We start from the raw sequence: 24880 nt of genomic DNA, 5'->3' as shown, positions 1-24880 counted from the left end.
CTATCTAGACAAAAACTTAACTCAAGGCTTCCCTCAACAACTCACAGTGCATTAAAGCACCATCCACCAAAGATTGCATTTTCTCTAATCATATTTCATAACCTGTTTTTGACGAAGCGAACTAATTGCTAAGACTAAAATACTCAGAGTGATTCCTAAAACCGCATAACTCGGTAGGGCGAAGATAGTTATTTTCATAATGTATGGCAATTCCCCTGCTTTCACGTTCCATCGGTTTGCTAGAGAGTGGATGAGCCAGCCATGAATAACTGCTGTTTGTATTGCAAGACAGCAAACCCCTGCTAACCAAATAGACATTCTTATTTTAGAGAATTTACAATGCCTGATTTGATATAGTAAATCATTTAGCAAAAAAACCACAGCAGGTATTAACATTACAGAACTAGTTTCCTGCGAATAGGTAATGCCAATACTCAAGCAAGAAACTATTGCCATTTCTGCTAAATATATTTTTTTTGACCAGTCGGTGAGAGATTGCTGTAGATACCAATACCAACCCGCCAAACCAAGAAGTATCAGAACAATTAAGTTTGACAATAGCTTGGCAAAGAATGGGTTGTTGGGAAGTAATCTTGGCCCTACAACCATCAAATCGAGACGACTAATCGATATATAAGGGCTAACTGCGGGATCGCTTTGCCAAAGGGAAAATCCACGAAATGCATCCGACACGAATTGTGTCAAAGAATTACCTGTCAAGCCTAAACCTAAAAATGCTAGAACCGTTACTGTGATTACAGATACAAAGACTACAGAGAACCGTCTTTTAAGTAGAAAATACAGAACGAATAATGCAGCTAATGTTGGTTTAAAAAGGGCAACCCCCAAGCAAATTCCTGCTGGAATATCCTGATTTTTTCTAGCTAAGATAAACATCCATAAGATAAGAACTGCAATAAAAATTGCAACATTACCAACTTGAAGATCGCGGATTATGCCATAAATCAAGGCAACCGAAATTGTGCAAATAGTTCTGAAAGAACGTGACTTTGACTCTAGTAATATATTCGCTCCCCATAAGGATAAACCAATTGCTAATATATGCATTAAAATCGAGATTTTATAGGCAGTATTCATCGAAAAATAACCGAGAAACCAGATAAGAGGAATAATATTAGGTGGATAGACAAACGGTGGAAGAGAGCCACATACTGTAGTTATGTTACAGAAAGTCTGATTAAAAATCTCGACATTAAAAGGACTCACATGCTGATGAGCCAATTTACTCGCCACATAATACCACTGAAAATCCCATAAAGGTGGATTTGGCTGGTTTAGGAAATAAAGTAGCCAACCTGTATAACAGAGAAATCTTGTAACGACTAATACAACAGCTGCTTGGAGGAGTAAGTTAACAATTGGTTGACGAAAAAATTCTACCAACCGTTGCATCATTGAAGATTTTAAGAATACAGAATTTTTCCAGGCTGCCTTTTCTTCATCTAATCGCCAATTATTTTTAAGAACTACAGCAACTAAAATTACTATAATTAAGTTCCAAAAACCAAAGCTGATCATTATAATTATTTTTGCATTTAGTAAATAATATCCCTAAAGTGAATCTGGATAATAAATACTGAGGTATTTTTATAACTACTTCATAAATTTTTGAGAATTACTCCCTTCCCGCCGAAAAAATGATTAATAAAAGCCGGAAAAGAGGTATTTAAGCAGATACACAAAATGATTCTTTTGTACAGTGTATAAGCTCTCTAGAACTATGATTTAATTGAGTGAAAAAACTCGCGCTCAAATCGAGAAGCGTGATTCCATATTTCCTACTCTTCACTCCCCACTCCCCACCTAAGTAAGTGGGCGCAAATAATGATCACTCGCTCGTAGTTGCGCTAAAGCGCAAGACAGCGCAACTACGAGCCAAATACAGAGATTTTACTTTTCGTTACATAGTTTGGTTTTATCTTGCCTACCTACTTACATAGATAATTTCAAAAATCAAATATGATTTTTATATAAGTTTTGCCTTTTCTTAGCACTACATTGTTTAATTTTACTTATTACATAAAACATCGCTCAACAACTCGCGGTGGATTAATGCTCTATCTACTAAAGATTGTATTTGCTCTGGTGATAACGGATCGCCATTAGCGTAATGCTCCATCCAAGTCAGACTAATCAAATTGGGGTCATCTGGTAAACTAGCTAAATCCCATCCAGGCATTTCTAAGTCTTCCATGAGACGATTTACTTTAGGATCGTAACTCAGAGCAAAGCAGCGACAACCAACAGATGCAGCCATAATTAAGCTGTGTAGGCGCATTCCAATTGCCATTTCCACGCCGCGAAACACACCTTTTAAAAGTTGCGGATCTTCTAGAGATAAAATCTTGCTAACATCTTTAAGGTGTGGTTGAATGGCTTCGGCAATACTTAAATCTTCACTTTTTTGGAATGGCAGTAGTAGAATAAAAGTTTGCGTAGCTTTTTGAAAGTCAACCAAAGCACGAGTTAAGTTTGCTAGGCGTGTTTCTGTAAGTTGGGGATGCGATCGCAACGTTAGTGCAACTCTCGGCGCAGGTAAATCCCAAAGCCCGGGAACTGGTTTAGATTCCAACGCCCAAACCGGGTCAGGAGCTATAATACAAGAAATTTGCCAATCAGATAATAATGCAGCACTGGCGCGATCGCGGACACTAATTTTGGTACAATTACCAAAGGTTTGCCGTGCTAACCAACGAGTTTGCGGACGCACCAAAGGGCCAATACCCTGCGCCCAAGCAACAGTTTTTAAACCCATTTTCTGGGCTAATGCCATCAGTCCGCCATAATAAAATGGGCTGATAGTGCTGGTAACATCTTGAATGAGACTCCCCCCGCCCCAGATTAAGGCATCACTTGAGCGTAAAGCTTGCAGTACAGGTAAGGGAGCCATGCGATCGCAGGTTTCTACATTGTAGCGATCGCGCGTTTCCTTTGGATTACCAGAAAGTATCACAGGAGTTACGTGAGATGGTAACATTTGCAAAAGCGTTGCCAACAAAGCTTCGTCACCACCATTACCTTTACCGTAATATCCAGACAATAACGCCCGCGTCTTGACCATTTTGGATTTTAGATTTTGGATTTTAGATTAATAGTTATTATTAAATGAATCTCTAAGCTGCATATCACATTAACAGCGCTACTCCTAACTTATAATTGCCAACTCCTAACTCTTAACTCCTAACTTTCTTATGCAAGCCCTTTCGATTCCCACCTGGATTATTCATATTTCTAGCGTTATTGAGTGGATTGTCGCCATTTGGTTAATTTGGACTTACGGCGAACTCACTAATAATCGTAATTGGTGGGGATTATCCCTTGCCATGTTACCAGCTTTGGTCAGCGCCATGTGTGCCTGTACCTGGCATTATTTTGATAACGCGGAATCTCTAGAATGGTTGGTAACGCTTCAAGCTACCATGACATTAGTTGGTAATTTTACGCTTTGGGCAGCAGCGTATTTGATTTGGCGTTCTACCAAGTCTCCTAACAGTGTCGAACCAAAACCTATAAAATCAGAGCAATGATTTCTAAAGAAACCCTGTTTGCACTTTCACTGTTTCCCTATTTGGGTTTCTTGTGGTTTATTAGCCGCAGTCCACAAATGCCGCGTTTAGCGCTGTATGGATTTTATGGTACTCTCGTCTTTGTTGCCATCACCATCCCAGCCGGAATTTATGCCCAACTGCATTATGGCGAGTCTTTGGCCAATATAGATTGGTTGCACGGTGGTGCAGAAGTATTTTTGACCCTTTCTAATATTTTGCTTGTGCTGGGTTTTGGGCAAGCTGTAAGGCAATTAAAAATGAAAAACTAGTGTTTAATTGCATTGAGTTATGAGGAACAGATAAATGGATGTAATTCCAGCGATTGATTTACTAGAAGGTCGCTGTGTGCGACTATATCAGGGAGACTACGATCGCTCACAAGTTTTTAGCGAAAATCCGGCTGATGTTGCCAAACAATGGGTAGATCAAGGTGCTACCAGATTACATATAGTTGATTTAGATGGTGCAAAAGCAGGTAAAATAGTAAACCTGGGGGCAATTGAAGCGATCGCTCATGCGGTGTCAGTGCCAATTGAAATTGGTGGAGGATTGCGCGATCGCACCAGCGTACAACAAGTATTCAATCTAGGCATACAGTGGGCAATTCTCGGAACCATTGCCGTAGAACAACCCCAGTTAGTGCAACAACTGTGTGAAGAATTTCCCGAACAGATTATTATTGGCATTGATGCCCGTAACGGCCGCGTAGCAACTCGCGGTTGGTTAGAAACCTCAGAAGTTTTAGCAACCCAACTGGCTGTACAAATGCAAGAATTGGGTGCAGCCGCCATCATTTACACAGATATCCACCGTGACGGTACACTTATCGGCCCCAATTTAGAAGCTTTGCGAGAACTTGCAGCAGTAATTTCTATTCCGATAATTGCTTCTGGTGGGGTAAGTTCTCTCACCGATTTGTTAAGTTTATTGGCATTAGAACCTCAAGGCGTGACTGGTGTGATTGTGGGACGTGCCTTGTATACTGGGGATATTTTACTCAAAGAAGCATTACGAGCGATCGGGCCAGGGCGGATTCAGGATATCCCCCCCAATCTCGGTTTTTCTACCTTTGCTTGACATTATTTTTATTGAGATAAACCTGTGTTGGCTATCCCACAAAACCAGCAAAATTATCTCGCAAATATTATCCCTCGACTTTTTTCACGCAATCAAATCATAGTTGTATATCAAGAATAGGAGAGGACAATGAGACTTATTCTGTCTGCATCCTAGTACTCTGTCCCATTAATTTTGCAAGGCTGTGAGATCCCCGACTTCTTGAAGAAGTCGGGGATCTGAACACCACGAACCTCTGAAAACTTTTGGGACAGAACACTAGTACTCTGTCAACCCAAAAATGACGCGTGAAGTTGGGGAGTGGGGAAAGAGTTTTTTCTGTTTCTCAAATGTCTTCATATTCGTCAAAATGTATTTGACAGACTACTAGCCCTTTTTGTCTTTCCGTAAGATCCCTTAGGTTGGGCTTAACTCGCCATATCAGCATATACCTTCGCCAAATTAAAAGCCTACAGTCCAGAAATTTTACCAGTTTTACCAAGATTATTCAGTTTTCAAAACTTTGTAATTCAAATATCTGGGAATACTAACTTTAGGTTGACATGGTTATGGCTGATTTATGGCTATGAAAATTTCTCACAAACTGCTTAGAAGTTTTGTTGGCATTTCCTTATTAACAAGCCTTGTTGGTGCGGTTGCGATCGCCCAAAACCAGAAAATTGCTAAAACTCTGGCGATCACAGAAGCTGAACACGTTGCTGAAGTGCTTGCGACTTCTATCTCCCAAGATCAAGATAATTACCTAAAATTGGCAGGTGTTAATCATGCAAAGAAACTGCAAGACTTCGCCAATTTACTGCATGATATGCAAAAGCGCGACATTGTAGTGGTCAATCAGCACAAGCTAATTTTGGCGGATGCCGTTCCTAAAAATGTCGGCACGATTTTTGATGATGATAAGGGCAATGAAATCCACCAAACAATGCAGGATGGGAACCTCAGAACTTTTCTGGAAAAGAGCGTTGATTATCCCCAAGGAATTAAATTAATTGTCGTTCCGCTCAAGACTAAACAAAATCATACCGATGGTGCTGTGATTCTAGAGTGGTCATCGCTTTATGACAACGCGATCGCCCAAGCCAGACCTACAATGATTGTGATCAGTATCACCAGTTTAGACTGTGTTATTTTGGCATTGATCATCGGATTAAGAATTTCGAGCAGCATTGCCAAACCACTGCAATCCGTGACAGAGGTGGCGCAACAAGTCACTCAAGAGTCCAACTTTGACCTGCAAGCCCCCGTCACTACCCAGGATGAAATGGGTATTTTAGCGACTGCATTCAACCATTTGATCGAACGCGTGAAAACACTGCTCACTGAAAAAGAACAACGTTCAACAGAACTTCAGCAAGCTTTAACTCAGCTTCATAGCACTCAACAGCAACTCGTTCAAACTGAAAAGATGTCGAGTCTGGGGCAACTGGTTGCTGGAGTTGCTCACGAAATCAATAACCCAGTCAGCTTTATCTACGGCAACCTTAATTATATTGATAGCTACAGTAAAGACCTACTGAAATTAGTTCAGGCGTATCAGGCGCACTACCCCAATCCACCCCAAACGCTCCAGGCAATTTTGGATGACGTGGATCTCGACTTTCTCAATGAAGACCTGCCCAAGGTGCTGCAATCAATGAAGGTTGGCGCTGGGCGGATTCGGGAAATTGTTTTATCTCTCCGTAACTTCTCCCGCCTGGATGAATCCGAATTCAAAGCTGTTGACCTTCATGAGGGGATTGACAATACGCTGCTGATTTTGCAACATCGCCTCAAGGCAATACCAGAGTCTTTGGCAATTGAAGTTGTTAAAGATTACAGTCAGTTGCCATTGGTTGAGTGCTATCCCGGACAAATAAATCAGGCATTTATGAACTTACTGGCGAATGCGATCGATGCGCTAGAGGAATCTGCTCAACAAACACAACCCGGTAAAATTTGGATTTCTACTCAAGTTACGGCTGATAATCGGGTGCAAATTGCGATCGCTGACAATGGATCGGGGATACCTGAAATATTGCGATCGCGCATTTTCGATCCTTTTTTCACCACCAAACCCGTCGGTAAAGGCACTGGCTTGGGCTTATCCATCACCTACAAAATAGTCATAGAAAAACATCATGGCAAGATGTGGTGTGATTCCACATTAGGAAAGGGTACCAAATTTATGATTGAGATACCAGTTCATCAACCTGAATCAATGCCGAGATGACGGAGCTACTTGGTACCACTATATAGTTGTGAACTACCTACACTGTTTTTGGGAACACTAGATAGTCAGCATTCCCGGATATCAAGTTGTATTACCTATTTTGTCTAACTACCAAGCGATCGCTGACTCATATATTAAGATTTGTATTTATTCTGTTAAAAGTGAAGCTTCCTACAGATGTAATATTATTTACTAACTTTTTCTAGTTAAACTTAAATTTTCTGTGATATATTTCTGTAATCGACAATACCCGTAATGTAGATTAAAGTATTGTAATAGACTTCAAAATTTCATATTATGTCTACTCAAGAAGAAAATTCCAATCAAGCATCTAAGCAAACAAAAGCTACCGGAATAAAAAAGAAGAAACCACAGCCTCCCGCAGATATCAAAAAACCAAATAAAACCGAATAAAAAGCAATATATAAAGTACATCGTAGCCCCCTCTCGAAAAGCGGGGAGGGGATTGGGGGTGGGGTTCTGTACTTACTCAACCGAGAACTACTATAGTCCCTTGTAGAGACTTAATTTAATTTAAGTCTCTACAATTTTCATCAAAAAAATCAGCTTATTTATTTTTCGCTTGAGTCTTTGCTTGCTCTAAAGCTATTTCTTTAATAGCCTGATATGAATTAACATTTGAACTACCTTCAATAGCTTTAACTGCCAAATCTTGAACTTGTTTAAGAGCAGATTCAAGTTGTTTAGAAAGATTTTGAATCCGCGTCTCTTGATTAGTAATAGTTTGTTCTAGAGATTGCAGCCTTTGTTCATAGAAACGCTTTTGCCCTTCCACTTCTTTAGAATATAAATCTGATTTTACTTTAGCTTGGTAGTGGGCGATGCCTTTGCCTTCTTCTGTAGCTTTTTTGATGGCTGCTTCTTTATCTTTCGGGAAAGCCTCTACCTTTGCTTTTAATTCTTCAAATTGTTTCTCTTTTTCAGAAATTGCTTTCTCTCGTTCAGCCCACTGTTTTTCTGTTTCTTGTAGTAATTCTTCCAGTTGCTTATATAGTGCTTTCTGCTCTTGTTCGTATTCGCCACTTTGCAATTGTCGCTGGAGTTCTAAATTATACTTATACTCTGAAGCATCGCGTCGGCGAGTTTTATTCAAGTTTTCATTTCGTTCTTTTATCGCCCGTTGCTGTTCCTCTTGTTCTTTTTCCCAAGTATTCCTTTGCTCTAATATTTCTTGGAACAACACTTCAGAACGCTGGCTATATTCTTCCTGATAAGCTTTAATATTATCTTCATATGCTTGGATGAGAGTATCCAAAATATCATCAGAAATTTCTAAATTGTGCAGCTGGATTAATTGTTGGATTTCTTCTTCTAAAGTTCGCCTAATTTCTTCTAAATTAGAAGCCTTTGTAGTTAGCTGTTCTGATAATTCATTAGCAGAACTGCCAAAACCTAATTGAATCTTCGCCAAGCTTTCAATTGTATTATTCATCTTCTGTTGGACACTAGAAAGCTGAGTCATAGCTGTTTTTTGTTCTAATTTAGGCTGTTCTTTAGTTCCAGATTGGTTTTCCTTAGCAACTTGTTCGAGTTGCGATTTCAGCGCTACTTTTTCTTTAGCTAACTCCTCATACGCCTGAAGAATTTCTACTTTAGTATTCTTATCAGTCGGCTTTTTCACCACCACGACAAACCTCCTCTTCAGGAATTAAGAATGATTAAGATGCAACAAACTCATAACTATTTAGGATTAGAACTACCAAAAGCCCTCATAGCTAAGTCTTGTGCTTGTTTTAATGCAGTTTGTAATTGAGCAGAAATACCTTCTATTTGCTCAGACTGTTTCTTAATTGTTTCTTCCAGAGATTGGATTTTTTGTTCATAACTCTGTTTGTTAGATTCCCATTCTTTTTCAAATAAATCAGCCTCAACCTTAGCTTTTTGGCTGGTTTCTCTAATTGCTTCTTCCCTAGCTTTCTTAACGGTTTCTTCCAGTTCGTTAGGAAATTTAGTTACCTTTTGCTCATAGTCTGCAAACAGTGGTTGACGTTCAGCCAATATCTTTTCTCGTTCTGTCCAATCTTTCTGTTTCTTTTGAGAATTTTCTTGTATTTCCCTTTGTTGTTGGCGCTTTATCGCTTCGTAGCTATCTGTATTGAGTTTACGAGTAGTTTCTAACTTATACTGAGATTCTTCTTGTTCTTGTTGGCGCTCTTTGGCTAATAAATCGTTATATGCTTGGAGTTTCTCTTCATACTCTGCTTGCTCTTTTTGCCATTCTTTCCGCCTGATTGTAATTTCTTTCTCTAGTGTTTCCCTTTTGCTGATAGTATCTTGTTCTAGGGTTTTTAATTTTTCTTGGTGTTCTTGACTTAAAATATCTAGAGTATCCGCTACAACTCTGATTTGTTGAAGCTCTTGTAAGCGTTGAGTTTCAATTTCTATAGCTCGGTTCAATTCATCTAACTTGGAATTTTCCTGAGCTAGTTTTTCAGATAATCCATTCAGAATACTGCCAAACTCCAATTGTAAATCAGCTAAACCTTTGACAATACTATCAACCGTATATGCAGAAGCTGTTTGCAGAATTTCTTGACTTTTTGCCTTTTCTGCTTCCTCTTGTTTGGTTGCTATTTTAGATTCCAGTTTTTTTCTTTGGATAATAATTTGTTGAAATGCTTGCATTAGTTGTTGTTTGCTGTCCTTGACTCCAACTGTAGTCATCTTCCAACTCCCTTCAATAGGCAATGATTTATTGGGTAGCAAGCCATACCAATGACTACCCTATGCAGACATCAGAATAGCTTTAAAATCAACATTTTTAACGCCGTGTAAACACGGAAAGATTAGCAGAGGACACTTAGGTAGTACGAATTTTCCACAGTTATATGTCCTAATGTTTTTCGGGTATGTAGCGTTTCTCAGTTGAGTCCAATAGTGACCTAACCCCCAGCCCTTCCCTAGAAGGGGAGTAAGATTTAAAGCTAGAGAGGCGGGAGTGTATTACATACAAAGGAAAATCGCTATAGTTTTCCCTTTGAAACTTATTAGTATTTTTGTACTAAAGTAAATATACCCAAGTTAATCTGCTCTTGTCAAGACAATCCTTCATTTAAGATTGCGTCACACAACAAAAGATGAAAATTTATTTTGCGATCGCCTGCTCCCTACTCTTATATTGTTAAGAGTGATTTTTGATTTAAGAGGGTGCTGTGGCGTATGTTACTTTTTGTAAAGAAAATCTAAAAGAATCAACCCTATTAGAAGAGTGGTTGCAGTAAGGCTAGATAATAGATTCAATCATCCTAATTGATACAACCACAGTCCTAGACTTTTGTGATATCAATGTATACCAGCGAATCGACCAAATATTCTGCTAGAACGGACATCGGGCAAACCAGCCGGATTCTAGTAGTAGAAGATGAAGAATTAATCCAGGAAATGCTAGCTGTAGCCCTTGAAGAGGAAGGTTATGGGGTGACAACAGCACCCGATGGACGGTCTGCTATAGAGTATCTCAAAAGTTTTGAAACCAACTCCGGGGAACTTCCCTTTGATTTGCTCATTCTTGATTTGATGCTGCCGCAAATCAATGGGCTAGATATTTGCCGTTTGCTGCGTCATCAAGGAAACCCAGTACCAATTTTAATGCTGAGTGCTAAAGGTAGTGAAACTGACCGCGTGCTGGGGTTAGAAGTGGGAGCAGATGACTACCTGACCAAACCCTTTAGTATGCGCGAGTTAGTGGCTCGTTGTCGCGCTCTACTCCGCCGCCAACGCCTAAGTAATTTACCGCCAGTACCAGTATTAAAATTCAAGGATATCACCTTAAATCCCCAAGAATGTCGCGTGCTGGTTCGTGGTATCGAGGTGAGTCTTTCCCCCAAAGAGTTTCGCTTGCTGGAATTGTTTATGAGTTACGCCCGCAGGGTATGGTCACGCGAACAATTGCTAGACCAGGTTTGGGGACCAGATTTCGTTGGCGATAGTAAAACTGTAGACGTTCACATTCGGTGGTTGCGCGAAAAATTAGAGCAAGACCCCAGTCATCCTGAATATCTTGTGACTGTAAGAGGTTTTGGCTATAGATTTGGATAATTAGTTTAGATAGTTGTTAGTTTTTAGTAGTCACGAAGAAACTAACAACTCAAATGCTTTTATTGGGATTTTTTCTGGGTTTAGCGGTAGGCATTGGGTTTTGGGTTTGGCAACAGGTTCAACTTAACCGTTACCTGGGACGCTTACTCCGACCGTTAACCTCGCATTCTGACAAGATGGGACTGCTGCTTATTCCTGGGTTGCGGCAGGAAATAGCGATGGTGAAGCAGCACCGGCAAGATTTGCAGCAGTCGTTGCAAACTTACCAAAACCTGCTAGATTTTGCCCCAGTAGGATATTTGCATGTGGATGAGGAAAATCAACTGCTGTGGTGCAATCGAGAGGCGCAGGAAATTTTGTATCTGCAAAAGTGGCAACCAGAACAGGTGCGCTTGTTACTGGAGTTGGTAAGGTCTTATGAACTTGACCATTTAATTGAGCAAACTCGTGATTTGCAAAAACCACAGACGGGAGAATGGATATTTCATCCATCTCGTGATGATGCAGCAGAGATGGCAACAATAAAATCTTTGGCTTTGCGGGCATCTAGCTTGCCTTTACCCAATGGACAAGTAGGAGTATTTTTAGAAAATCGTCAACCCCTATTAGATATAAATCAAGTACGCGATCGCTCTTTTTCTGATCTAGCCCACGAACTCAGAACGCCACTAACATCAATTCGCTTGGTTGCAGAAACTTTACAAATTCGCTTGGAACCACCTTTAAATCGCTGGGTTAACCGCCTAATGCAAGAAGTTGATCGGCTGATTAACCTAGTGCAAAGCTGGCTAGACCTCACCCAAATGGAAGCAAACCCAAACATGCAATTGCAAGCCAAAGCTGTAGAATTGCGATCGCTAATTACATCCGTTTGGGAAACACTAGAACCCGTGGCAGGGCGGCAACATCTGTCTCTTTCTTATTCTGGCCCAGAAAATCTTTGGATTAAGGCAGATCAAGCCCGTATTTACCAAGTTTTTCTCAACTTGCTAGACAATAGCATTAAATACAGTCTTCCTCATACAAGTATTTACATTGAAGCGAAAATCTTATCAACAAAGGATAATCATGCTGCTTCTCCAATTCTCGAAATAAATCTTATTGATTCTGGAGTTGGATTTTCTGAGGCAGATTTACCCCATGTTTTTGAGCGATTTTATCGAGGAGATAAAGCGCGAACCCATTCCTCACAAGATGGTAACTCCATAGGGGCGATCGTTGGCAATGGATTAGGATTAGCGATCGTTGAGCAAATTATTCTCGCCCACGGTGGTTCAATCAAAGCTATGAATCATCCAGAAACAGGTGGTGCGTGGATGCAACTCCAATTTTGTGAAGTTATGGCAAACTCCTTAAGCCAAGACTATAGTTAATAATAATCTTCACCTTTGAGACAGCAAGTGTGAAAGCTATCGATTATAGTCCCAATCCTCAAAGACCTGAACTCGCACGCGCCATTAGGCGCTTAGAACGTGATGTATTACGCATGGGTGCTTTGGTAGAACAATCATTTCGCCTCAGTCACCAAGCCTTATTTGCTCGTAACTTAACAGCAGCTGGGGAACTTCCCCGATTAGATAAAAAGATCGATCGCTTTTACAGACAAATCGAATCAGACTGTACGGCGATTATGACGCTGCAAGCGCCTACGGCTCAAGATTTGCGCTGCTTGAGTGCCTTTATGCAGCTGGTGCGCGACTTAGAGCGCATTGGCGATTATGCTGAAGATTTAGCTGAGATTGCAATTAAAATTTTTCCTTACACGCCTCATCCGTCAATGCCTGACATAGAAGCTATGTCTCTTCACGCGCAGTCAATGCTAGCAACTAGCTTGAAGGCTTTGGGAGATTTCGATGAAGCCGGTGGACGCCGTTTAAAGCACCTAGATGATACTGTAGACGATGCATACGATCGCGTTTATCAGACTTTAGCCCAACAACGCGATGTACCTGGTGTAGTTGAGCCAATTGTACTGCTAGCACTGGCAATTCGTTGTCTAGAACGCATGGCAGATCATGCCACTAATATCGGTCAAAGGGTAGCATATATTGTCACCGGTCAACGCTCTTAATTGACGCTTCATCAGTCCACAGGTAGCCACTACCTCTACAAACAAAGGCTACTCGTACAGCTTTGCCTAAAGCCGTGGCGAATTAGTTAAATGCTCCAGGATCGCAGACTTTTTAAATATTTAAAAGTAAGTTAACTAAATATTTTACTAAAAGCTTACCTATTCTTAAACTTGCACAATTAAAGTAACAGATAAACAACTTAAAAATATCCGGTCTATCTTACTGGTAGATACCTTAATGTATAAGTTGTTTCTATAAAAAAATTTGAGTTAGTCTCTAGCTCTAATTGAGAATAATACACTGCCAACTATATAGGTAAAATTTGATACCAGTTATTAGAGTTTCTTAATGATTGTAAATAGCGAGATTCACTGATAATTATGTAGTTACGGTTAATGATATATTCCACAACTCCTACTTCAAACTCTTCTACCCTGTCAAATAGCTCTGCTTTGGGCGGACAATTACCCCAACAGATATTTACCCGTAGGGAAGTAATTCCACTTCAAAATGATGTGATTTGGCGGATTGAGCATGGTGCAGTTCGTACCTTAACGTGGAGTGAAGATGGAACATTGATCACTCTTGGTTATTGGGGGCTAGGGGATCTGATTGGCTATCCTTTGTCTAGAGTCAAGCCCTACCAGATTGAATGTCTCACAGGCGTGGAAATAAGCATTGTGCCGCCTCATTTGTGGCATCAAGATATTAATGCTTTATTGTCTCATATTCAACAGGTAGAAAATCTACTAAGCATTGTGCATCGAAAACCAATTTCGCTACGCTTATGGCAGTTTTTAGTGTGGTTAAGCGAAAAATTTGGACGTGATGTAGAGAAGGGCAAGCTAATTGATTTAAATCTTACCCATCAAGATATTGCTGAAGTGTTAAATACCACGCGAGTAACAGTCACCCGACTCCTACAACAGTTGGAGCAAGAAGGAACGGTTTTACGTCACAAACGCCGCATTATTTTGCGGTTACAAAATAAATTGATTCAAAATTATAGTTCAGTACTATATTAAATGACTTGTATTTATCACAATATAAAGGTATAATCCTGATTGTGATTGTGTGTAAAATTCCTGAAAATAAAGTGCTTTAAGCATTTTATTATGACTGGATTATTTAGGTGTGAGGGAGAGTAAAAAATATGACAAAAGGATTCTGGAATCTTTGTAAGGTTAGTCCAGTTGTTTTAGGTGCGGCATTTTTCGTGGCTAATAGCGCTGTAGCTGCTGAAGTTAACGAACAGTTAACAAATGTTGCCCAGTTATCTGAAGCTCAAGATTCTAACAGCATGAGCCAGGTAACATCAGTTTCGCAATTTTCGGATGTGCAACCTACAGATTGGGCATTCCAAGCTTTACAATCTCTAGTTGAGCGCTACGGCTGTATTGCAGGTTATCCTAACGCAACCTATCGTGGTAATCGTGCTTTGACCCGTTATGAATTTGCCGCAGGTTTGAATGCCTGTTTAAATCGGGTTAACGAACTGATTGCTACAGCTACTGCCGATTTGGTCACTAAACAAGACCTAGCTACTTTACAGCGCTTACAAGAAGAATTTTCTGCCGAACTAGCAACCCTGCGCGGTCGCGTGGATGGATTAGAAGCCCGCACTGCTCAGTTGGAAGCTAATCAGTTCTCTACTACCACCAAGTTGGTTGGAGAAGGAATTTTTGCCGTATCTGATGTTTTTGGTGACAAGAGAGCAGTTCCTGGCGGTAATTCAAATCAAGACTTGAATTATAACACCACTTTTTCTGACCGGGTGCGTTTGAACTTGTACAGCAGTTTCACCGGTACAGACCAGTTGCAAATCCGCTTGAATGCTAACAATACCATTTCTAATGTTGGTACTGCTGCAAGCGGTACTGGTAGTGGTACTAACATGAGCCGATTGGCTTTTGATGGAGATAACGGTAACTCCGTTGTGATTGATAAAATCAACTATGCTTTCAACTTTGCTAATGCGTTGCGTGTCAAAGTTGACGCTAGTGGTGGTGAATTATACGAAAACGTAAACACCTTCAACCCTGACTTTGCTAGCTCTGGTAGAGGTGCGCTCTCTCGCTATGGACGTTTCAGCCCGATTTATCGTCAAGGTCAAAATGGTGCTGGTCTGACAGTTACTTTAAATCCTGGCGGCCCGATTAGTTTGACTGGTGCTTATTTAGCACCTACAAGTGGTACTGGTGGGATCTTTGGTGCTAATAATCCCGGTCTTAATAATGGGCTGTTGGATGGTGATAACACCATCTTTGGTCAGTTATCTTTCCAACCCACCAAAGCCTTCAATATTGGTTTAACTTACGCCCGTAGTTACTTCGCTGGTAATGCTGCCAACAGCTTCTTCCAAGGTACAGGTAGCACATTTGCCAATAATCCTTTTGGGAATGGTACTCGTACTGAATCCAATAACTACGGTGTAGAAGCTACCTTCCAACTAGGCTCTAAGTTGGCTCTAAGTGGTTGGGGAGGTTATACAATTGCTGATGCTAAGACTGGCATTAATGCGGGTGCAGATGCTGATGTTTGGTACTGGGCTGGAGCGCTTGCTTTGAAAGACTTTGGTGGGGAAGGCAACGTCTTGGGTGTTATCTTTGGTCAACCACCCAAAGTTACTGGTGGTAGCATCAAAAATGTCGCCGGCAATACTAATTTAGACGACAGTACCTCTTATCACTTAGAAGGTCTTTACAAGTACAAGATTTCCGATAATATTCAAGTCACTCCTGGCTTGTTGGTTATCTTCAATCCAGAGCATAACGACGCTAACAGCACTGAATATGTAGGCACTTTACGTACTACTTTCACCTTCTAAAATTGGTGATAGCAAATAAAGCTCAGAATTAGATAAACAAAACCCCATCTTTAGGTGGGGTTTTATTTAGGAACGCGGATTTAATAAAGTACAAAACCTCACCCCCAACCCCTCTCCGTGAGTTCGGAGAGGGGATTTGACTTTTGTCAAAGGCGGGGTGAGGTCAAAAACCATATTTGGATGTTATTTAATTGACATTCGTTAGAAAGAAAATTGGCTATGTAGGATTATAATCTGGCTGATTGGATATATCTTTTGGGGGGCGATCGCTACTCCAAGCCCACCACACAGAGCCACAGTGACAGTAGTAAAACTCTTGCCATTTACGACGACGGTCTTCTGTAAGTACAGGCGATCGCCGATTTAGCCAAACTTTTTCAGCTTCTCGGCTACTTGAGTGGCAATTAGGACAGCAAAAATTATGTGCATGTATTGCCTTATTTGTCCATTCAGGCGGAAGGGTAGCAAAAGCGTCCATGTTGTTACAAGTGTAGTAGCAATGGTTATCCAAAACTTTGAGGTTTTGAATTTAGCGGCAAACGGATACGATAAAATCCCGCCACACTATGAAACTGCTGAATCAATATTCTTATGGATTGATCTGAATCTATTCACTTTCTCGCCATTTATAGAGGTTTTCACTAATAAAACAACTATTTAGAAAGACTGCGAGAGCATCTCACAAATCAAAGGTTAACACGAATGACAACTAAAATAGTTACGATGCACATTATGGCTAATAATTAAATTTATGGAGCCAAATGTTGAAATTCGCCGTTTGTTAGATGTGATGCCTGCTTCTGGTCGGATGACGACAAAAATCGTTAGTAAGCCAGAGCAAGCAAAAGTGATTGACGCCTCCTTTCCCCAACCCTGGAATCAGGCGCGACCGATATATATTAATTTCGATTTGTGGCGACGCTTGACCAAGCCGCAACGAGACTTGTTGCTGTTGCAGATGGTTAGCTGGTTGACGGGGGTGAAGTGGTTTAAACCCGACATTTATCAAGGCGTAGTAGTGGCGGGGCTATTAGGCGGCTTATTAGAAGCAACACAGTCAGATGTGGTGGGTGTAGCCGTAGCTGGGGGATTAAGTGCGATCGCCACTTTTCGGATCTGGCGTACTAATAAGTCTCCTGAGTCAGAGTTAAATGCCGATGCAGCAGCAATTCGCATAGCACAACGGCGTGGTTATGCAGAAACTGAAGCCGCGCAGCACCTGTTATCTGCAATTGAAGCGGTAGCCAAAATTGAAGGGTCTTCTGGTTTAGATTTTACCGAGTTGATTCGTTGCCAAAACTTACGAGCGATCGCGGGTTTATCAGCAGTAGGTATGCCAGAAACTTATAAGTAGAAATCAGGAATAATCCATTTGTCTAAATAGTTAAAGAATCAAAATAATATTTTGATGAATAAGTTTTGTCTCAGATTGTGATAGCATTTTTAGAAAGATTTTTAACTAACAATGCTAAACAAAAAAATCATCAAACATACTTCAAGATTACCTTTTGATTCTCCTTGGTTTATTATCATTCTTTTTTCTGTTCTTGGTTTAATAGGTATCCTTAACCATTCGATGTGGCGAGATGAACTAAATCCCTGGCTCATTGTCAGAGATAGCGAATCTTTAAGCGATTTAATTGCAAATATTCGTTATGAAGGTCATCCTGTTCTATGGTATTTTTCTCTGGGACTTCTGATAAAAATAGTCGATAATCCGATTATTATGCAAGTTTTTCATTTGGGACTTACTGTTGTTTCGGTTACTCTTTTTTGCCTATATAGTCCTTTTAACTATCAACAAAAGTTTCTTTTTTCCTTTGGTTTCTTCCCTTTTTATGAATATCTTTTAATTTCTCGAAACTATGCCTTTAGTATGTTATTTGTTTTTGTATTTTGTACTGTTTTTTCATCCAGAAAAATAACTTATACTTATTTGGCAATTTTATTGGGTTTATTAGCAAATAGTAGTGCTTATGGTTTATTGGTATCATTTTCTTTATCATTGACTTTGCTAGCTGAATTTTGTTTTGATAGTGAACATCGCCAGCAGTATTTTAGTCAAAGCCAAAAATACGACTTATTTTTAAGTATTGCAATTATCATATTTTCTTTTATTTTATCGATTTATATTATTACTCCGCCGACAGATAGTTATCTTTATGGTGGGTTAAATAATGGTTGGCTCCTAAAATTAGATATTCGTCATTTATTGAGAAGCATAAGTAGAATATTTGGTGCTTATTTATTAATTATCCCTCAACACAAAAGATGGCTGGATTTAATTATTTGTGCGACAATTGCTATCTTAATTGTAATTTTAACCTTGATTAAATTATCTAAAAAGCCAGTTACATTGTTTTTCTATATTATAGCTAATTCTGTAATATTTGCCTTTACATACTTCAGATTTATAGGTATGCCTCGGCATTTTGGACATTTCTATTTAGTTCTGATAGCGGCTTTATGGCTGGGAAGTTATTATCAAGACTCTCTAGTTATACTCAAGAAATTTTCTGTTCGTCCAAATTCAATTATATTTTTTCCCAAATGGCATTATATCGTTTTGATGCTAATTCTTTATGTCCAATTTATTGGAGGCATTTATAATTTTTCAAGAGATTTAGTTGTACCATATTCTGCCAGTCGAGAAACAGTTCAATACATTCAAAAAGCTGGGCTAGCTAATGAGTTTATTGTTGCCAGTCGAGATGCAAATATGGCTCCTTTATCGGGTTATCTCAATCGAAAGTTTTACTATCCTGAAATTCAAAAAATGGGAAGCTTTACCCTATTTAAAAAGGGTCGGAAAGAGGTCGAACAAGCTGATATATTAAGCCAAATTAATTCTCTACTCAAAAATAAAGATGAACAAAAGAAAATTTTGCTCATCTTAAATAGTAAACTGAATGTGAACCGCAAGGATTTTAAAATTGTTCCAATCAAAGATTTTCAGAGAGGATGGCTCGATAGTGAGCGATATTATCTTTATTGGGTAGATGAAGCATAAGGTTTAATTGTTATCCAACCAACATGTATCGCCTAAACACCCCATAAATAACGCTTTTACGTCCTTTAAGTTAGCTTGCCACCAGTGATAAGTAGCTGCAATGCGTGAGGCTAATCTACACTGGAATAAGAGAATGTGTGTTTAGCTAACTTAGATGTTAGTCATACCTTCTCGGTGTTGATTATGAAGTGCTTACCTCGTGTGGTAAAACTTAACTTAAATTCTGTCAGTTACTAACGGAGTTGATAGGAATGGGTACTGTAATTGTTATTGGCTTGATAGTGGTTTACGGAGGCGGCGTTTGGAAGTTTTGGAATGGGTTTGGACGGACTAATTTTAATCCAACTTTGACCAATCGCATTGGTTTATCTTTGCTATGGCCAGCTTTGTTTATTACAAATCAGTCTTATCGGCGAAACTTTAGAAAGGCGTTGAAGGGCTAGAGTTTATTATTAAGTTTAAAGTCATCTGAACCTGATGGTGGCATATATCTCAATATAAATCTAACCCCCCAACCTCCCTTCCCTAGTCAGGTAAAGAGGTTGGGTTTACTCCTTTTACGAAGGAGAGGAATTAGAGAGGGATAAATTCGTTAACCGTTGGAAAGTATTTCAGCTTAATGATTGGTTAATACATGGATTGCTCCACCGACAGCCGCACCATCAACAGCATTGCTAAGGGTACGTTTGCGATCGCCAGTAATTATACCAGTCAATGTACTAGCGCCTGCACCGACTCCGACATCTTGACCAAGATTCCGATGATGACGATTGTGATGCTTTCTTAGACCATTTGCACCATTAACGGCTGCGCCAGTGACACCACCCCTAACAGCATTTTTTACTACATTACCATGTCCCATAACTGCTCCGGTGACTACATTGGTAACAGCGCCAATACCTGCATCTCTTAGTACTTGGTCATCAGCAGCAGCCGGTTTAGCGGGAACTAAGGTGACACCAGCTAAACTTGCAGCCATCAGGCTGGGTAGAAGTGTGCGTCTTAGGATATTATTCATTGTGTTACCTTCTCAAAACATCAAACAATTGGATAAATCTAAAGTTACTGGAGTCAGAGAAAATCATATTTTTTCAATTGGACAACAGCAACTATCTATTGTTTGAGGACATATACATAATTGCACTTATAAAGTCATAACTGCATCACCTGAAAGCATGAATATAGATTAAGCCTTGAGAAGGTCTTGCTGATTTCTTAGGTGATACTAGAGATTACACATTGACAAAATAAGCTAATGATACAGTGTAAATTTTTAGGTATGAATGTTTCATTTTTTCAGTACTAGCAAGCGATTTCTAATATAAATTGCGTACTGTTTACCTTATCTATCTAAAGATAGTTGACAAGATTATGAGATGAGCAAATTATAATTTGCGCTTTCTAGAGTTGCCTGAGATGTGGGGTGCTAGGGTGCGTAGTCCTAGCCCACCGTAGGAATCGCCTCAGCTAACTACAATAGATTGAATTTCTATCGGGGGTTGAATCTCTATTTCAACTTGAGCTTCAACAAAAGGCGTATAAATTGGAATATCAACTTGTATGGCTTCAAAACTCACAACTAGAGAGTATGGAACAGTAGCTTCTGGATCGTTATTCCAACCTTCATGTCCAACAACTGCAATGGAAAATGCTTCTGTGAGTTCAAATGAATTTACTTTATAAAATTGAATAAACTCTTCAAATTCGTCTTGCCTTTCCCAAGATATCTCTTCCCATTCTTGCTCAGTTAACTGACGTTTCTGAATCCACTTCTTAACTCGTGTTGTAAAATTATCAGTAGTTTCATTAGGTTGGAGTTGTGGATAATTAGGCAGGTTGGTTTTGGTTCCTACACAAGCAACACCTACATCAACAGTGTATATCTGCTCTTCCTTTATAGCAAGCCATTTCTCATATAATTCAGCAAATAAGTTTGGAGAAAGAATCAATTCTGGCTTTTTTTTACCGTCTATTACTTCCCAAATTTCAGCAACTTTATTACCACCATACTTCTCATTAATAAATTTTTCTATCTTTTCTTGTAGTTCACTAAGTTCTAAATCTGCTGATGCTCCAATAATATATCCATCTTCTGTATCAGCAATCAATTCAATACCATATGCTTTCAACCCATCTGGATTAAAAGAATCAGGATCAATTTCTAAGATAATACGTCGAGATTTAAGTAGCGGCTTCTTTTCTTGCTCTCGTTCTTCTTGAGTATCTTGCCAATCAAAGATTAAGGATTCAACCGAACCTTTGAGTTTACCTCCATGTCCCTGGCGATTACCCAGATTAACAACTGTTATAAGATTTTTTTTTCCTCCTCCTGGTGGCGATGCAGCACGTCCTTCTGTTGTCAGCCTAAGCTGGATATGCGGAAAACCCTGAGAACCTTCAACCATTTATTTCTCCGAACACCAAAAATTAATACTAGAAAACTTTGATTTCTGCGATCGCTTCTTCTAGATGTTCTTGAATCACTAGCTCCTCTCGCTCAAGGATTGCTCTTTTTGCTGCATTTTGTGCAACCCTCACAGCTTGAGCCGCAGAAAAATCTCTCATCTGCTCAATGATCCTTGGCCAGTTGATAGATCCCACTTCAATTGCAGATAATGTTTCCTTTAGTATAAATTCTAGCTCCTGTTCTCCTGGTTTGGGTACTGCGATCAAGTCATCAAATCTTCTCCAAAGAGCAGTATCTAGAGATTTATTTAGGTTTGTAGCTGCTACTAAAAGCCCAGAAGAGGGTTGATACTCATCCAAAATTTGAAGAAATGTATTGACTACTCGCTTAATTTCTCCTACTTCTTGAGAGTCTTCTCGTGTTTTAGCAATTGAGTCACATTCATCAAGAAACAATAAGCATGGACTTTTTGAGGCATCCTCAAATACAAGTCTTAAATTGCTCGCAGTTTCGCCTAAAAAAGACGACACCATTGCATCAAACCGAACTTTCAGGAGTGGTAATCCTGTATTCCAAGCTAAACGTTCTGCTCCTAATGTCTTTCCACAGCCAGGAGGCCCATATAGAAGAATTTTTTGTCTGTAACGCAATCCATGATGAGCAAGCCTATCTCTTGCCGCATATTCGCGTTCAATTCGGCAGAAACGTTTCTCAATATTTATTGGCAACACCATGTGATGTCGCAAATGATCCCTTGGTATGATAGTTACTAGGGGAAGATTAAATCGCTTACTGGTTGATAATTCAGTTAATGAGTGTAAGTTTTCTGGTATTGAAAAAGCAGGTTTGCTGATGTTAGTAGGCTTCTCTTTCTGGCTTTTTTTAGTGATATTCTCTAACTGGTCAGCTAAGAGAGTATGTCCCTTACTGCGTTCTTCCTCAATCACTAAGTATGTAAGCTTATCAATCGCGTCTTGATCTGAACTAGCGATCGCTCTAAAAAATCTCTTGAGAAGCTCTGCTTTCATACTGCCTCTCAGTATAAATAATAATTTTTGACTACTTCAGTACTATTGTACTATAAAAGTATAGTGTATCGTAGATTATAACGCGATCAGCTTGCCCCTAATCATTATATTAAGTTATATAAAGAAAAAATATTTTTTCTACTTAAGAATTTCCTATATCTAAACATAAAAAATTGCTTTAAAATCTAGTATCATCTTCCCCTTCGATCAATAACAAAGTCATCAGATGTCCCTCAACAAACCCTGTTAATCTGAAATCAGACATAGCTTTTAGTTCCTTTATAGAAACTTTCTCACAATAGTATTTAAATATCATTTGAATAGTTTTATCTTTTTCTAAGTAATACTGATAGCTACTATCCTTTTGCATCAAATGTTCTACTATTTTTGTTATTCGAGCTAAAAGTTCTTTTTTCTCCCTCGAAAGTTCCTGCATAATTTCCTCCATTTATCAAATAATTACCCTAATTATAAACAATGTTCCTCAGCGCCTCTCTGCGTTAAAAAAAAGGTGGGCTTTTCAGCCCACCCCACAAAATTTTGAGAATATTCTGTTACGATTAACCCAACAATTGTTTAGCCTTAGCTAATACATTATCAACGCTAAAGCCAAACTTCTCTAAACAAACACCACCTGGAGCCGAAGCACCAAAGCGATCGATACTAACGCAATCGCCTTCAGTACCCACATACTTGTGCCAACCGAAACTAGCAGCAGCTTCTACAGACAAACGCTTGGTGACAGCTTTCGGCAGAATTGACTCTCTATAAGCCGCATCCTGTGCTTCAAACAGTTCCCATGAAGGTAGCGAGACGACACGAACTTTCTTACCTTCAGCCTTAAGTTTTTCAGCAGCGCCGACCGCAAGGCTCAATTCCGAACCAGTACCAATCAAGATGATATCAGGTGTACCTTCGCTATCAACCACGGTGTATCCACCCTTCGCTACACCCTCAATTGATGTACCTGCCAAGTTGGGAACGTTTTGACGGGTGAACGCCAATAGAGATGGAGCGTTTTGCTTTGATTTCTCGATCGCTATTTTATAAGCGCCAGAGGTTTCGTTACCGTCTGCGGGACGAAACACTAATAAATTAGGAATAGCTCTTAAGGAAGCTAGAGTTTCAATGGGTTGGTGTGTGGGGCCATCTTCACCTTGTCCAATGGAATCGTGAGTCATCACCCAAATCGAGCCAGCTTGAGAAAGGGCAGATAAGCGGATGGCAGCACGCATATAATCTGTGAAAATCAAGAAGGTAGCACCGTAGGGGATTAATCCCGAAGCGTGCAGCGCTATACCATTACAGATTGCGCCCATAGCATGTTCCCGCACACCAAAGTGGATGTTGGGGTTTTCGTAATGCCCTTTTTGGAAGTCGCCCTTACCCTTGACTTCGGTCAAGTTGGAGTGGGTTAAGTCAGCCGAACCACCAATCAATTCAGGTAAAACTGCCGCCAGTTTGTTGAGGCAGGTTTCTGAGTGTTTGCGGGTGGGCAGTCCTTTGTCTTCGGGGGTGTAGGTGGGTAGTACCTTGTCCCAACCATCGGGTAGCTTGCCACTAATGTAGCGTTCTAATTCAGCCGCTTCTTGGCCATACTTAGCTTTGTAGTCGGCAAATGTTTTGTTCCATTCGTCTTCGTAACCTGCACCGCGTTCTACTGCTTTGCGTGTGTGGTTGAGGGCGTCTTGTGGAACATCAAAAGGCTCGTATTCCCACTTGAGATGTTTCCGAGTCAAGGCAATTTCGTCTCCACCCAAAGCAGCACCGTGAATACCAGCAGTGTTTTGTTTGTTGGGAGAACCATAACCGATAGTGGTTGTCACCTTAATCATTGATGGTTTATCGGTAACAGATTTAGCTTCTTCAATTGCTTTGGCGATCGCTTCTAAATCGGTATTGCCCTCTTTGACGTGCAAAACGTGCCAACCGTAAGCTTCAAAGCGCTTGGAAACATCTTCGGTGAATGCTACATCTGTGGAACCGTCGATGGAAATGTGGTTGTCGTCGTACAGAGTGATGAGTTTGCCTAATCCCAAGTGTCCTGCAAAAGAACAAGCTTCACCAGAAATACCTTCCATGTTGCAACCGTCACCCACAATTACGTAGGTGTAATGGTCAACAATCTTGCTATCGGGTTTGTTATATTTAGCGGCTAGGTGCGCTTCGGCGATCGCTAAACCAACTCCATTGGCAATTCCTTGACCCAAGGGGCCAGTTGTGACTTCCACGCCTGGGGTCATGAAGTTTTCGGGGTGTCCAGGGGTTTTGGATTCCCATTGACGGAATTGTTTGATATCTTCAATGCTGACGCTATCGTAGCCTGTCAGATACAGTAAGGCGTACTGCAACATCGAGCCATGACCGGCTGATAAGACAAAGCGATCGCGGTTAAACCATTTGGGATTTTTGGGATTAAACTTCATAAAGCGATCCCAGAGGACAAAAGCCATCGGAGCCGCGCCCATTGGTAGTCCTGGGTGTCCCGATTTGGCTTTTTCTACGGCATCAACAGCCAAGAAGCGGATCGAGTTAATACAAAGTTCTTCGACGGACAGTTCTTTGGCGGATTGGGTTGCAACAGTCATAATCTCTTGTTTTTAACGACGGGTTAGCACTCTT

22 protein-coding genes are annotated in these 24880 nt (G+C 40.1%); 12 read left to right on the top strand and 10 right to left on the bottom strand.

Annotation, left to right across the window (positions count from 1 at the left end):
• Nucleotides 1-84: 84 nt before the first annotated feature.
• Together V7K73_RS18875 and csaB are read right to left on the bottom strand one after the other, a co-directional pair.
• The gene (locus tag V7K73_RS18875) at nt 85-1539 is read right to left on the bottom strand and encodes a glycosyltransferase family 87 protein (protein WP_334882094.1); all 1455 of its coding nucleotides are present in this window, start codon (nt 1537-1539) and stop codon (nt 85-87) included.
• A gap of 490 nt (nt 1540-2029) precedes the next feature.
• Nucleotides 2030-3082: a polysaccharide pyruvyl transferase CsaB gene (gene csaB, locus V7K73_RS18870; RefSeq protein ID WP_334882093.1), complete on the bottom strand. Its 1053-nt coding sequence runs from the start codon at nt 3080-3082 to the stop codon at nt 2030-2032.
• Between the two features lie 130 nt (nt 3083-3212).
• On the opposite strand from csaB, the gene V7K73_RS18865 reads away from it, so the two are divergent.
• From V7K73_RS18865 to V7K73_RS18850, 4 genes are all read left to right on the top strand, one after another.
• Entirely contained in the window at nt 3213-3548 is a 336-nt protein-coding gene (locus tag V7K73_RS18865) for a DUF2499 domain-containing protein (RefSeq protein WP_334882092.1), read from the top strand.
• On the top strand, nt 3545-3838 hold the full coding sequence (locus tag V7K73_RS18860) for a DUF3593 domain-containing protein (RefSeq protein WP_229472636.1): 294 nt from the start codon (nt 3545-3547) through the stop codon (nt 3836-3838). Before V7K73_RS18865 ends, V7K73_RS18860 begins: the two co-directional genes overlap by 4 nt.
• A 34-nt stretch (nt 3839-3872) precedes the next feature.
• Nucleotides 3873-4646, top strand: a complete 774-nt coding sequence (hisA, locus tag V7K73_RS18855) for a 1-(5-phosphoribosyl)-5-[(5-phosphoribosylamino)methylideneamino]imidazole-4-carboxamide isomerase (RefSeq protein ID WP_334882091.1) — start codon at nt 3873-3875, stop codon at nt 4644-4646.
• Nucleotides 4647-5211: 565 nt separating this feature from the next.
• On the top strand, nt 5212-6855 hold the full coding sequence (locus V7K73_RS18850; protein ID WP_334882090.1) for a sensor histidine kinase: 1644 nt from the start codon (nt 5212-5214) through the stop codon (nt 6853-6855).
• A 568-nt stretch (nt 6856-7423) separates the two neighbouring features.
• On the opposite strand, the gene V7K73_RS18845 is transcribed toward V7K73_RS18850, so the two are convergent.
• Nucleotides 7424-8503 (bottom strand): hypothetical protein, encoded by a 1080-nt coding sequence (locus V7K73_RS18845; protein ID WP_334882089.1) that lies wholly within the window; start codon nt 8501-8503, stop codon nt 7424-7426.
• 53 nt (nt 8504-8556) lie between these two features.
• Nucleotides 8557-9540 carry a hypothetical protein gene (locus tag V7K73_RS18840; RefSeq protein WP_334882088.1) on the bottom strand — a complete coding sequence of 328 codons (984 nt, stop codon included), beginning with the start codon at nt 9538-9540 and terminating at the stop codon, nt 8557-8559.
• 621 nt (nt 9541-10161) lie between these two features.
• On the opposite strand from V7K73_RS18840, the gene V7K73_RS18835 reads away from it, so the two are divergent.
• The 5 genes from V7K73_RS18835 (at nt 10162) to V7K73_RS18815 (ending at nt 15813) form a co-directional block, all read left to right on the top strand.
• A complete protein-coding gene (locus V7K73_RS18835; protein WP_334882087.1) occupies nt 10162-10914 on the top strand; it encodes a response regulator transcription factor in 753 nt (250 codons plus the stop codon).
• A 53-nt stretch (nt 10915-10967) separates the two neighbouring features.
• Nucleotides 10968-12287, top strand: coding sequence for a sensor histidine kinase (locus V7K73_RS18830; protein ID WP_334882086.1), 1320 nt, complete (start codon nt 10968-10970; stop codon nt 12285-12287).
• 29 nt (nt 12288-12316) lie between these two features.
• Complete coding sequence (gene phoU / locus V7K73_RS18825) at nt 12317-12985, top strand: phosphate signaling complex protein PhoU (RefSeq protein WP_334882085.1); 669 nt, start codon at nt 12317-12319, stop codon at nt 12983-12985.
• Between the two features lie 396 nt (nt 12986-13381).
• Entirely contained in the window at nt 13382-14011 is a 630-nt protein-coding gene (locus V7K73_RS18820; RefSeq protein WP_334882084.1) for a Crp/Fnr family transcriptional regulator, read from the top strand.
• 128 nt (nt 14012-14139) lie between these two features.
• Nucleotides 14140-15813 carry an iron uptake porin gene (locus tag V7K73_RS18815; protein ID WP_334882083.1) on the top strand — a complete coding sequence of 558 codons (1674 nt, stop codon included), beginning with the start codon at nt 14140-14142 and terminating at the stop codon, nt 15811-15813.
• A 217-nt stretch (nt 15814-16030) separates the two neighbouring features.
• Here the strand turns inward: V7K73_RS18815 and V7K73_RS18810 are convergent, their stop codons facing one another.
• The gene (locus tag V7K73_RS18810; RefSeq protein WP_334882082.1) at nt 16031-16291 is read right to left on the bottom strand and encodes a hypothetical protein; all 261 of its coding nucleotides are present in this window, start codon (nt 16289-16291) and stop codon (nt 16031-16033) included.
• A gap of 273 nt (nt 16292-16564) precedes the next feature.
• Here V7K73_RS18810 and V7K73_RS18805 point away from each other — a divergent pair, with 273 nt between their 5' ends.
• The 3 genes from V7K73_RS18805 to V7K73_RS18795 all read left to right on the top strand — a co-directional run bounded on the left by V7K73_RS18805 (nt 16565) and on the right by V7K73_RS18795 (nt 19266).
• Nucleotides 16565-17167, top strand: a complete 603-nt coding sequence (locus V7K73_RS18805) for a DUF3318 domain-containing protein (RefSeq protein WP_334882081.1) — start codon at nt 16565-16567, stop codon at nt 17165-17167.
• Nucleotides 17168-17278: 111 nt separating this feature from the next.
• Nucleotides 17279-18823: a hypothetical protein gene (locus V7K73_RS18800; protein WP_334882080.1), complete on the top strand. Its 1545-nt coding sequence runs from the start codon at nt 17279-17281 to the stop codon at nt 18821-18823.
• A 251-nt stretch (nt 18824-19074) separates the two neighbouring features.
• A complete protein-coding gene (locus V7K73_RS18795) occupies nt 19075-19266 on the top strand; it encodes a hypothetical protein (protein WP_334882079.1) in 192 nt (63 codons plus the stop codon).
• A gap of 173 nt (nt 19267-19439) precedes the next feature.
• On the opposite strand, the gene V7K73_RS18790 is transcribed toward V7K73_RS18795, so the two are convergent.
• From V7K73_RS18790 to tkt, 5 genes are all read right to left on the bottom strand, one after another.
• A complete protein-coding gene (locus V7K73_RS18790; RefSeq protein ID WP_334882078.1) occupies nt 19440-19841 on the bottom strand; it encodes a hypothetical protein in 402 nt (133 codons plus the stop codon).
• 445 nt (nt 19842-20286) lie between these two features.
• The gene (locus V7K73_RS18785) at nt 20287-21228 is read right to left on the bottom strand and encodes a hypothetical protein (RefSeq protein WP_334882077.1); all 942 of its coding nucleotides are present in this window, start codon (nt 21226-21228) and stop codon (nt 20287-20289) included.
• A gap of 28 nt (nt 21229-21256) precedes the next feature.
• Entirely contained in the window at nt 21257-22258 is a 1002-nt protein-coding gene (locus V7K73_RS18780; protein ID WP_334882076.1) for an ATP-binding protein, read from the bottom strand.
• A 178-nt stretch (nt 22259-22436) separates the two neighbouring features.
• Nucleotides 22437-22694: a hypothetical protein gene (locus V7K73_RS18775; RefSeq protein ID WP_334882075.1), complete on the bottom strand. Its 258-nt coding sequence runs from the start codon at nt 22692-22694 to the stop codon at nt 22437-22439.
• A 124-nt stretch (nt 22695-22818) separates the two neighbouring features.
• Nucleotides 22819-24846, bottom strand: coding sequence for a transketolase (tkt, locus tag V7K73_RS18770; protein WP_334882074.1), 2028 nt, complete (start codon nt 24844-24846; stop codon nt 22819-22821).
• Nucleotides 24847-24880 lie beyond the last annotated feature (34 nt).

The sequence above is a fragment of the Nostoc sp. genome, from assembly GCF_036916975.1.
Classification (GTDB): domain Bacteria; phylum Cyanobacteriota; class Cyanobacteriia; order Cyanobacteriales; family Nostocaceae; genus Nostoc.
Note: the sequence above shows the minus strand (reverse complement) of the source record. Positions and strands in the feature narration are given on the sequence as shown.